This window comes from Aneurinibacillus aneurinilyticus ATCC 12856, from assembly GCF_000466385.1.
Taxonomy (GTDB): domain Bacteria; phylum Bacillota; class Bacilli; order Aneurinibacillales; family Aneurinibacillaceae; genus Aneurinibacillus; species Aneurinibacillus aneurinilyticus.
The window spans coordinates 716-10,424 of the sequence record NZ_KE952719.1; the positions used below are offsets into that span (position 1 = coordinate 716).

A 9,709-nucleotide genomic window follows, 5' to 3' on the forward strand; every position below is an offset into this window, starting at 1 on the left:
TACGATTTTCAAAATATTTGACAGGAAAGTTTTTTAAATGATAAAAAACACCTTTAGTCGATATAACTAGATATAGAAGTATATTTATTTGCTATCCTTGCTATCGCGGCTACTCTTCGATTACCATTTGCAAGAAACGAAAACTTTCTTCCTCTAAGGCTAAAGGTGTCGACTGTATCCATCCTGATATGTAGCTTATGTATTTTGTATATAAGAGAGCGCACATTTTTACTGGCTCCTAGCCCATTCTCCTGTTTCCGTATAGCCTAATGAACGAGGATATCCCCCAGCATTCCAAATGGAATCGAAAATAGGTTACATGAGCTGTTCAACATTTGGTGTTGATACTTCTACTACTACTACCTCTGGGGTAAAGGCGTTGCTCTGATCAATCATCATATAAGAAAAGCAATAATAAGGTTTTAGTTGAACAAGAAATAAACAGGCGATCTTTCCCCCTGAAATAGGAAAAATCGTCTGTCTAATTCCATCTATTGCTTGAAAACCGATATTAATATTCGGCTGATAACAACTGCCACAATAAATAACAGCAAAAACCAAGTAATAATCCTAGCTGTTTGAAATTATTTATGGTCCGCAACCGCAGGAAATATCACAAGAGCCGTAGTGCCCTTTCCCTTTACACTCTGAAACTCCAATTTTCCACTGACCGCTTGGATGATCCTAAACGCTACCATAAGACCAAGTCCCGTGCCATTCGTTTTAGTAGAGTAAAAAGGGGTTCCTAATCTCATCAATTCTTCAGATGTCATACCAGTCCCATTATCACAAATTTGTATACAAACCTTATTCAATTTACGATAGGCTTTTATAGAAACTTGCCCTTGAGAAATCATTGAAGCTTCAATTGAGTTTTTAATGATATAGATTAGTGCTTGTTTTATTTTAAACTGATCTGCCTGGATCCATAAGTTTTGTTCTGAGTTCACATCCAATTTTACATTATTCGTTTGTGCAAACGTAAATACAGATTCTTTTATTTGATTTAATATTTGGCATATAGTGAACACTTCAACCGTTTCAATTTGAGGTTTGGCAAAATTAAGAAAATCATTAATGATATATTCTGCTCGTTTTAGCTCAGCCATTGATATTTCCAAATACCCCTTATTTTTCCCTTCGGCATTATGCAGCATAAGCTGCAAAAAACCTTTAATAGAAGTTAATGGCGAGCGGATTTCATGCGCCACAGAAGCTGCCAGTTGGCTAGTTATATTTAACTTTTCAGTACGGATAATTTGTTCTTGCATCGATTTCGTTTTAATTGTTACCTCCATCAAAAAAACAGACATACACATGGTAAGCAATTGAAGCAGGCAAATTTGTAATATGGTTGAAATGGTACTAAACTCCCTTACTTGATATGAAAAGATGGACGCACACCATAAAATGATAAATGCAACTAGCGATAAACTCATACAAATGATAAATCGAGTTCGTGGTGGTCTTTTATCAAAATGAGTAACAAAAAGATATGCAAAAGCGCAGATGATAGATGAAGCAAAAAAACTTATAAAGAACCCATCCAGACCAATAAAGTAACGGCAAATTAAAAAACACGTAAAAGAGACTACTCCTCCAATATAACCGCCATATAGAACAGAAATAATTAATGGGATGCTTCTTAAATCACCATCAAAGTCATTCGTGATTTTGGTTGGAAAAAGCATGGATAAAACGATTGCCGTCCCGCACAATAATCCCAGGAGCATCTGGCATTTTTGTGTCCTATTTATAGAAGGTTTTGTTAGTATAATGAATTGATATAGTAGGAGTGGAAACAAAATATCGAGAATATCCAATAACAAATCTTTTAGCATATGCTACCTCCAAAGTATAAAAATTGCTAAAAAGGCAGGATTCCAAAAACTAATTCAACTTGAAATGGATTTTTCCACTTTAGAATGCTTTTGGGTATGAGCCAGTGCTCTTGTTAAGTCCTCCAATATGTTTCTTTGCTTCCATAATAACCATGAAATCAGCATATGTAAATATTTAACTGGCATAAAATGGAGCACACTAAATATCAAGAGGCCGCTTGGCTGGAATGGCACCTTCGTTTATCTTGAACCACGACATCGCTACCTATCTCCCCCGCTATTTATCTGTTATGATAGAAAAGTTAAATCCAACGTAAAGGTGATTCCATTGACTACTCAAACAAAAGAAGATAAAGACTATGACTTGACCCTTGTTTACGACTATAGAGAATACCCTGATGTTATTAGCGGGCGTTGTGATAATTGCGGTAACGCCCATTTTAAAAGTTCTGTTAAGGATACTATTTTCCTTAGAGAATGTAGAAATTGTGGTATGAAGAAGAGTATTTGACTTTATATACAGTGCCTTCTGTTAAACTCCAACAATGCTGTTTATGTAAAGGGTCACTTTTGATGTCCAAAAGTGACCCTCGATAGCTTACTTATCTACTGTAAGCCCTGTTCGTTAAATTAGTTACATGCACATGAGATAATCACCAGCAGAATAAACAATACGAGGACAATGCCGATAACGTCTTCACCACAACCGAAACCCATTTATTTCCCCTCCTTGTTCTATAAGAGATAGTGTTATCTTATGGGGATAGGTTTAGACAAGTGTTGGGCAAATGTCGTTTTTAGTGATAATGGGCGATGGGTTTATCTTCTGCAAAGAAATGTATATTGTTCGCTGTCTGCTCTACCAGCCGCTTGGGAAAAGTGACGAAAAGCCCCCTTCTCTCTGTACTGTGTGGAGCGTGTGGCGCCACAAAGCGGCCGTGTCTCTTCCTTGTGAGAAAAAGACGAGGGAACACGCCGACGCGTGCATCTTTTCTTTCACCTTATGGATAATCAACAGGCGTGGTTTTCTTTATGTTGAATCAGTAACAATCGCCCATTAACGTTCATATGTTGTCAAAGGGAAGATTCGAAGCATTTAGTGGATTTACCAGTTATGTAATTATTTTTTGCTTATATTTGTTCTATTTTTCCTTACGGCTGCTGATTACACTACTGGCACCCTTTATTAAATTAATAAATGGAGGTTGTAAAAATGAATGATTTCCAAAAGGAAATTCAGGGGTTAGATGTTGCCGGTTTCAAAGCGGACCCGATGATGCCTGTTAGCATTCAAGAACAGTTTTATGATGCAGCTCGACAATGCGGTCATTGTAGTTGTCACAATTGTTTCCATAACTGTTTTCATAACTGCTTTCACCATTGTTTCCATAACTGTTTTCATCATTGCGGTCATTGTGCCCGTTGTGCTCGTTGTGCTCGTTGTTTCTAATTTTCTAAGGGCAACCGTAGTTGCTAAGGAAAAGAGCCCCTCTGGCAGATCATATAGGGGCTCTTTCTTACAAGGGGTACTACCAACCTATGTTGGCCTTTTTATTTTTAAGAGCTTATACTTTACTATCGATTTAATTTCAGTCAAAATAAGTACTCATACCTAATGGAGCCAGAGAGTTCAATTCACCAGGTACTTCCATACATAGCTTGTTACCACACTACAGTTTTAAATATCACTAGAGATGAAAGGAGCTTTACATTCATGTCCGTGGAACTTGTCAAGATTCAATTAAAGGAGAAAAACATTCTAGATAACTTAATCCATTTGTATCTTCATGATTTATCAGCATATACAAACCAGCTTTCTATCAATGAACAAGGTGTATTTATTTATGAAAATCTAGATTGCTTTTTTGCAGACTCAAACTTAACCCCTTTTTTTATTATGCTAGAAAATCAAATTATTGGATTTATCCTCTTTGTCAAAACACTAGAAAATGACAAAATTGATTACTGCATTAATGATATATTCTTGTTAAATAAATATAGAGGTCGGGGCCTAGGAAAAGAAGCTGTTAAACAATTACTTTCATCTTTTCCTGGAAACTACTATGTTTTACAGCTAGAAAAGAACCAACCAGCTATTCGATTTTGGAAGGCTTTTTATCAAAAATACAATCTGGTATATACAGAAGAAGCCATAATAGAAGATGAAGAAGCATGTATTGCACAAACATTTTATATTCCTTCTCATTTACTTTAGCTAATCCTTCTCAAATGAATTTACCCCACACCAAATTCCAATTTCCGGCCTATGTTGGCCTTTTTTATTTCCATATGAATGATAAGGTGGATATGCTTGTGTTCAAATGTACTCTTACATATATTAGGATATTTTTCTTTTGCGATGATAGAAGCACTGGCAATTTCAAAGAAAGTATACGTTAAGAATATAATAAAACTTGTACAATAGGAAAACAAAGCCTTTTAGGAGGGGAACCTTATTTTTAAAATGATAAACTACTTGAATTCTGGTAGTCAAAATCAGCGTCGTGCATTCAATGTTATTAATAAATTGGGAATCTTAAATGATTTAGCTAAATATAATCCTGTTTTATGCGGAACTATACCAATCTCTATTGATGTTGAGGGCTCAGATTTAGATATTGTAATGGAAGTTCATGATTTTAAAATTTTTAAGTATGAGATTAACTCTTTATATAATAAACATGACAAATTTGTCTTAAGCGAAAAAATGATAAGAAGTACGCCAACAATAACAGCGAATTTTGAATTTGGTGGCTTTGAATTTGAATTATTTGGTCAGCCTAGGGCAGTTGAACAACAAAACGCTTATCGTCACATGATAATTGAGCATCACCTTCTAAGAATGTACCCTCACATAAAGCCTGAGATTATTCGACTAAAGAAAGAGGGTATGAAAACCGAGCCAGCCTTTGCCCAAGTTTTTGGATTGAAAGGAAATCCATATGATGAAATTCTTGTTTTAGGCAGGAAACTAGGTGTACTCCTTTGATTAACTACTTTTTTGGACTAACAAAAATCGATAGTTAAATAAAAGCCGGTAGTTGAATGAACTGCACCCAAACTGTTTGACACAACTAACAATTGGAGGTGCAGTTTTTTTATGGCGAAATTATCACGTATATAATCGGCTCAAGACCAACCTATTCACTTGTTTTAACGATGTTAGATCAGGCCTTTGAAACTGTTACGATAACGCCGTAATTGAAAATTTCTTTGTTTTCTCTATTTCGGAATATTCCATATCATTTATTTGCTCTTTTATTTTTCTCTAACTCAGCATTTAATTTAGCATTCTCTCTCAACAAACTTGCATTCTCTTCCAATAACTTTTGTACGTCTAGGACATCCTTGCCAGAAACCCAGCCATACAAATCGTCTCTTCCTGCATACTCTGGCAATTTATCATGAATAACCAACTTAATGTGCCGTACATCCTCAGCATAAAATGTAGGTATGTTTTCAAATACCGATTGCTTAAACTCTTGGTGCCTCTGATAGTTTTTCATAGTTACAAAGTCGTATGGCTTTCGTCTTAACGCTTCATCTGTGACAACAAAAGCAAATCTAGGTTTACCAACTTCTCCGGCGTAGTCATATTCCCAATGCGTATAACTTTTTGAGCCATCTCGAAGCATGAAACCGTAGTCTCCTCCGAGAATTAGGATATATACATCAGATTCATCGATCCATCTCTTGAGAGTTTCCATTGGAGGTTCCTTGAAGAATAGCTCAACTCCAGCAGGGATGTGACCAGCTTTAAGTACAGCTTCTACGGCGGCCTGTCTTTCCTCAATTAAATCGTAAAAAGTAGACGATATATAGACTTGTAATTTTTTTCTCATAGGCACTCCTATATTATAATGAAAGTAATATAAATTGTACCATTGGCTCACTTTATTTATCAATATTTGCCGGGATTTACTCTGGTAAGGGAAAAGATTGACAAGCAGGCTGATCTGATTTCGCCTAATGTTGAAATTATTTCAAGTGCAAAACCTATTGTGAGGGGTTTAGTATATGAAAATTTTTGGCTCAATTTCATAATCAGTGCTTGACTGTTAGCTCAGCATCAGGTGGCGGCTGCATTCGATGAGAATCCTGCTTTATAGCGATCACGATTTCGTGTAAAGTAATATCGGCGCGGAAAGTTACCTAAAGGAGCCAAGGAGCAGTTTGGTATGAGACCACCTAGAACAAGCTCATAGCTCTGGTGGCCTCGTGCGGTCTTTTTATTGCTGAATTGTAACGGTTCAGAACATGCTGACATTACGAGTAACCCCGGTGCTGGAGGCCACTCGATGATTGAGTCTGTTGAAACTCGATGTGAAATTCATTGGAACCTTAAAGTGTAGGCATTTTACAGTTCTTGTACAATTAGTCACACCAGTGTAGAACCGCCATCCACGACAATGGTCTGTCCGGTGGAGTATTTTTCACGCATTAAATAAAGGAACGCCTCAGCCGCGTCCTCGGGTTCTCCCACTCGGCCAATCGGGAGAGCTTTTCCGGCAGTTTCATACATTACGTTTCGGTCTTCCTCAGGAATACCATTCCACAGCTCAGTACGCATGAGCCCGAAACTAACGGCGTTGACACGAAGTGGACTGAGTTCGACGGCCAGCGCTCTGGTCAGAGCTTCAACAGCACTACATATGCTGGCTGCGACCGTAAAACCTTTCTGCGGTCGGACTCCAGCAACGCCGGAAGTTAAGATGATGGAGCCGCCATGTCTAATGTTCTCACTGCCGTATTTAGCGGCCATAAACGCCCCCCAGTACCGCAAGTTAAAGAATCGCCGTGCGGTCTCCATGTCAATTGTGCTGAGATTTTCAACTAGTAATGACTCGCCTGCTGAGAAAACCAAGTGGTCAAATTCACCAATTTGGCTGAAAAATGCACGAACCTGTTCTTCACTAGATAGATCAACTACATGCCCTTCCAAACCTTGGGGGAGGCGTGAGATTGCATTGTCAACTTTTTCTTTTCGACTGGATACTACGACTACGGATGCCCCTTCCCGTGCAGCGGCTTCGGCTGTCGCAAATCCAACTCCAGACGTTCCTCCGAGGAGAATAACGCGTTTGCCTCTCAAAGTACTTCTACGATCGCTCTGTTCTGGTTTTAGCATAAAATCTCCTTTGTTTTCGATTATTTGTTATAGTATTGCAATACGATCTTTTTATGCCTTGAACAACCGAATATGTCTTGTTTCTACGTCTTATTTCAACGTTCTTCATAGACTAGAACTTGCTACATAACACGGTTTGACTGCTGACTCCTCCTTCACTATAGGCGATAAGTCGATTATAATCAGCCTTATAAAGCACAAATAGGTCTGTATTTGTAGTACGATTCCGAATGCTATTCGTACGGATACTGTTATAAATTCTATCAGGATATAGAGGTGTATCATTGTTATGAATTCTGAAAGAAGACGAAAAGAATTAGCTGATTTTCTCCGGACCCGTCGCTCACGTCTATCCCCGCATGAGGCGGGATTACGGGTTGAGACCTCACGCCGTCGTACGCCTGGACTGAGGCGAGAAGAAGTAGCAAGCTTATCAGGTATTTCCTTACCATGGTACACCGCACTTGAGCAGGGGCGGGACATTCAAGTGTCGGAACAAGTACTGGAGAGCTTGGTACGAACACTCCGACTCAGCGATGACGAACGCAATCATCTTTTCGTACTGGCTAATCATTCTGTACTTCCAACAGTAACAGCGAATGAATCCATTTCTCCAGCCCTTCAACAGATTCTCGACAAGCTGGGGTCCTACCCTGCCTATGTCATCGACAGGCGCTGGAACATTTCTGCTTGGAACAAAATGACAAGTACGCTATGTGGAGACTTTAATCAAGTAGCAGCTATCGAAAGAAATATTCTTTGGCGCATCTTTATGATGCAGGATAACAAAGCTCGCATTATTAATTGGGAAAACGTCGCCACCATGCTGTTAGCCCATTTCAGAAGCCGATATGCGTTGTACATGAATGATTCGTGGTATCAGGAATTAGTTAACATGTTATGTGACAGGAGTGAGGAGTTTAGGGTATTGTGGGGACGACATGATGTTTCTGGAAATTCAGAAGGGGAAAAAGTGATACATCATCCTCAAACTGGCCTGTTGACATTTCGTTACAATACTTTTAAAGTCTCTGAAAGCGGTGACTTCGTGATGAGGGTGTATACGCCAATCCAAAACACAGGAACTAATGAACAGTTAGAAAATTTATGGCAGGAGTCTCGTTTGGGGACAATAGTAAGCTTATGATTCAAATTAGGAGCTGACCCAAAAGGTTATTTGGCCTCAAACAGGATACAATATATAGGTTTCTTACTGTTTTCCATGCGTATATGCGGTATCGAAGAAGGGTGTCCCAAAAGTGATGGGACACCCTCATATATCGCGAAAAAATTTGCCACTAGGGGCTATCGTGTTCTAAATATCTGTATGGGCCCATCCCAGTCTGCTTCTTGTATTTCTTTAAAATTAGCCTTGGTATACTCTTTTATCGTTTTCCTCCAAAACTCCTGAGCAGGTCTATTTTCTTCCATTTCCGCTATCTTCCACGAACCCTTAAACATATCGAATAACCGGAATGCAACATCGCGCCCTACCCCTGTTCGTCGATATTTTTTCATCACAAAAAACTCTGCAACTGAATAAATAGCATCATTAGAGTCTGTCATCCCCACTTGCCTTATTAAAGCAAAGCCGGCTACCTTACCACCTACCCTAAAAAGAAAAGGATATCTTCCTTCCTCTGTCCAATAATGATCTAAATATGTATATCCATATAAACCAGACTCGTTCACGTCCTCTAAATCAAATTCACTAAAATCATACTGATACAGCTCTAACAAATGTCTTAAAATATGCTTCTCTTCAATGCTAACCTTTTGCAGTTCAATTTTCATTTTTATTTCTCTCCTCAAAAAATAATAGACTATGGTAATTTATATAAAAAAATTTGCCCACCTGCAACTTGACTCAATATACATTATTTTCCATTTTAATTACCTAGCACAGTTATATATACGGAAGCAGTAATTAGAAAGTTGCCTTGCTTATTGCTTTTGCAATACAACATAACATCACTATTTAAGCGGACAAACATGTAGTCTAGTAATCTGCTTTTGTATTGAATAACGAACGGATATCTCCTGACTTCTTATATTTGTAAATAAACATATTTTTGGCGAATCTAATCCGATCAATTGTTTAAATATACTTTTTAAAAATTTTATAGTCCAAAATAAAAAATACGAGATGCTAGTCCAAACTTATAAAACAGAAGCTGAATAGCATATAGGACAACCATTCCTTTCTAACAAAAGTGAATGTTGACCCTTATAAGAGAGGAGGGCAAATAATGAGCTATTACGATTGGTATGAAAGAAAGCATTACGATTGCAATGAAGGATGGGAACATGATTATGATTGTTGCAAAAAGCATGATTGCGACCATAATAAAAAACATTTTTTTGACTGTCACAAAAAACATGATAAAAAACATTCTTGTAATTGTCACAAAAAACATGATTGCGACCATGATTACGATTTCTGGTGTACATGCTATTGTCATAAGAAGAAAAAACCCCATAAGCACAAGTGTGATTATTAAGGCTACGGAAAATATCTATACAGTAAATAAATCATTGTATAGATTACAACAGTTTGTAATTCCAGGTTTCGATGCATTAGTTATGTAAAAAGCATCAAAAACCTCTCCTAATCCTTGGAGAGGTTTTTGGGATGTTACCACCTACCTATCACCCAAAATGACCAATCAATTCCATACACTTCCCAATACCTTACAATTAAATAAATTCACGCCTGTTGATTATCCATAAGGTGGAAGAA

General features: G+C 37.8%; 12 protein-coding genes. 6 read left to right on the plus strand and 6 right to left on the minus strand.

The features are described from left to right. Positions 1–315: 315 nt before the first annotated feature. Together HMPREF0083_RS27870 and HMPREF0083_RS05340 are read right to left on the minus strand one after the other, a co-directional pair. A complete protein-coding gene (locus HMPREF0083_RS27870; RefSeq protein WP_021620091.1) occupies positions 316–561 on the minus strand; it encodes a hypothetical protein in 246 nt (81 codons plus the stop codon). Positions 562–584: 23 nt separating this feature from the next. Beyond that, a complete protein-coding gene (locus HMPREF0083_RS05340) occupies positions 585–1,841 on the minus strand; it encodes an ATP-binding protein (RefSeq protein ID WP_021620092.1) in 1,257 nt (418 codons plus the stop codon). Positions 1,842–2,169: 328 nt separating this feature from the next. On the opposite strand from HMPREF0083_RS05340, the gene HMPREF0083_RS29300 reads away from it, so the two are divergent. The 4 genes from HMPREF0083_RS29300 (at position 2,170) to HMPREF0083_RS05355 (ending at position 4,830) form a co-directional block, all read left to right on the plus strand. Continuing rightward, positions 2,170–2,352, plus strand: coding sequence for a DUF8096 family protein (locus HMPREF0083_RS29300; protein ID WP_081696006.1), 183 nt, complete (start codon positions 2,170–2,172; stop codon positions 2,350–2,352). Positions 2,353–3,114: 762 nt separating this feature from the next. After that, positions 3,115–3,291 (plus strand): hypothetical protein, encoded by a 177-nt coding sequence (locus tag HMPREF0083_RS30085; protein ID WP_412674512.1) that lies wholly within the window; start codon positions 3,115–3,117, stop codon positions 3,289–3,291. A 264-nt stretch (positions 3,292–3,555) separates the two neighbouring features. After that, entirely contained in the window at positions 3,556–4,056 is a 501-nt protein-coding gene (locus HMPREF0083_RS05350; protein WP_040301583.1) for a GNAT family N-acetyltransferase, read from the plus strand. A gap of 240 nt (positions 4,057–4,296) precedes the next feature. Further along, positions 4,297–4,830, plus strand: coding sequence for a DUF4269 domain-containing protein (locus tag HMPREF0083_RS05355; protein ID WP_040301585.1), 534 nt, complete (start codon positions 4,297–4,299; stop codon positions 4,828–4,830). Between the two features lie 253 nt (positions 4,831–5,083). Here HMPREF0083_RS05355 and HMPREF0083_RS05360 read toward each other — a convergent pair whose 3' ends face one another. From HMPREF0083_RS05360 to HMPREF0083_RS05365, 3 genes are all read right to left on the minus strand, one after another. After that, positions 5,084–5,683, minus strand: coding sequence for a DUF4062 domain-containing protein (locus HMPREF0083_RS05360; RefSeq protein ID WP_021620098.1), 600 nt, complete (start codon positions 5,681–5,683; stop codon positions 5,084–5,086). A gap of 227 nt (positions 5,684–5,910) precedes the next feature. Beyond that, a complete protein-coding gene (locus HMPREF0083_RS27885; protein WP_148315869.1) occupies positions 5,911–6,108 on the minus strand; it encodes a hypothetical protein in 198 nt (65 codons plus the stop codon). 111 nt (positions 6,109–6,219) lie between these two features. Beyond that, positions 6,220–6,969 carry an SDR family oxidoreductase gene (locus HMPREF0083_RS05365; RefSeq protein WP_021620099.1) on the minus strand — a complete coding sequence of 250 codons (750 nt, stop codon included), beginning with the start codon at positions 6,967–6,969 and terminating at the stop codon, positions 6,220–6,222. Between the two features lie 289 nt (positions 6,970–7,258). Here HMPREF0083_RS05365 and HMPREF0083_RS05370 point away from each other — a divergent pair, with 289 nt between their 5' ends. Continuing rightward, the gene (locus HMPREF0083_RS05370) at positions 7,259–8,116 is read left to right on the plus strand and encodes a helix-turn-helix transcriptional regulator (RefSeq protein WP_021620100.1); all 858 of its coding nucleotides are present in this window, start codon (positions 7,259–7,261) and stop codon (positions 8,114–8,116) included. Between the two features lie 158 nt (positions 8,117–8,274). Here HMPREF0083_RS05370 and HMPREF0083_RS05375 read toward each other — a convergent pair whose 3' ends face one another. Next, positions 8,275–8,763 (minus strand): GNAT family N-acetyltransferase, encoded by a 489-nt coding sequence (locus HMPREF0083_RS05375; RefSeq protein ID WP_021620101.1) that lies wholly within the window; start codon positions 8,761–8,763, stop codon positions 8,275–8,277. Between the two features lie 513 nt (positions 8,764–9,276). On the opposite strand from HMPREF0083_RS05375, the gene HMPREF0083_RS05380 reads away from it, so the two are divergent. After that, entirely contained in the window at positions 9,277–9,558 is a 282-nt protein-coding gene (locus HMPREF0083_RS05380; protein WP_148315871.1) for a hypothetical protein, read from the plus strand. The last annotated feature ends 151 nt before the right edge of the window (positions 9,559–9,709 follow it).

What these genes read in the sequence shown, in the direction of transcription:
- HMPREF0083_RS05340 (WP_021620092.1), bottom strand. Translation starts at nt 1,841, where the DNA reads ATGCTAAAAGATTTGTTATTGGATATTCTCGATATTTTGTTTCCACTC.
- HMPREF0083_RS30085 (WP_412674512.1), top strand. Translation starts at nt 3,115, where the DNA reads ATGATGCCTGTTAGCATTCAAGAACAGTTTTATGATGCAGCTCGACAA.
- HMPREF0083_RS05350 (WP_040301583.1), top strand. Translation starts at nt 3,556, where the DNA reads ATGTCCGTGGAACTTGTCAAGATTCAATTAAAGGAGAAAAACATTCTA.
- HMPREF0083_RS05360 (WP_021620098.1), bottom strand. Translation starts at nt 5,683, where the DNA reads ATGAGAAAAAAATTACAAGTCTATATATCGTCTACTTTTTACGATTTA.
- HMPREF0083_RS27885 (WP_148315869.1), bottom strand. Translation starts at nt 6,108, where the DNA reads ATGTCAGCATGTTCTGAACCGTTACAATTCAGCAATAAAAAGACCGCA.
- HMPREF0083_RS05365 (WP_021620099.1), bottom strand. Translation starts at nt 6,969, where the DNA reads ATGCTAAAACCAGAACAGAGCGATCGTAGAAGTACTTTGAGAGGCAAA.
- HMPREF0083_RS05370 (WP_021620100.1), top strand. Translation starts at nt 7,259, where the DNA reads ATGAATTCTGAAAGAAGACGAAAAGAATTAGCTGATTTTCTCCGGACC.
- HMPREF0083_RS05375 (WP_021620101.1), bottom strand. Translation starts at nt 8,763, where the DNA reads ATGAAAATTGAACTGCAAAAGGTTAGCATTGAAGAGAAGCATATTTTA.
- HMPREF0083_RS05380 (WP_148315871.1), top strand. Translation starts at nt 9,277, where the DNA reads ATGATTATGATTGTTGCAAAAAGCATGATTGCGACCATAATAAAAAAC.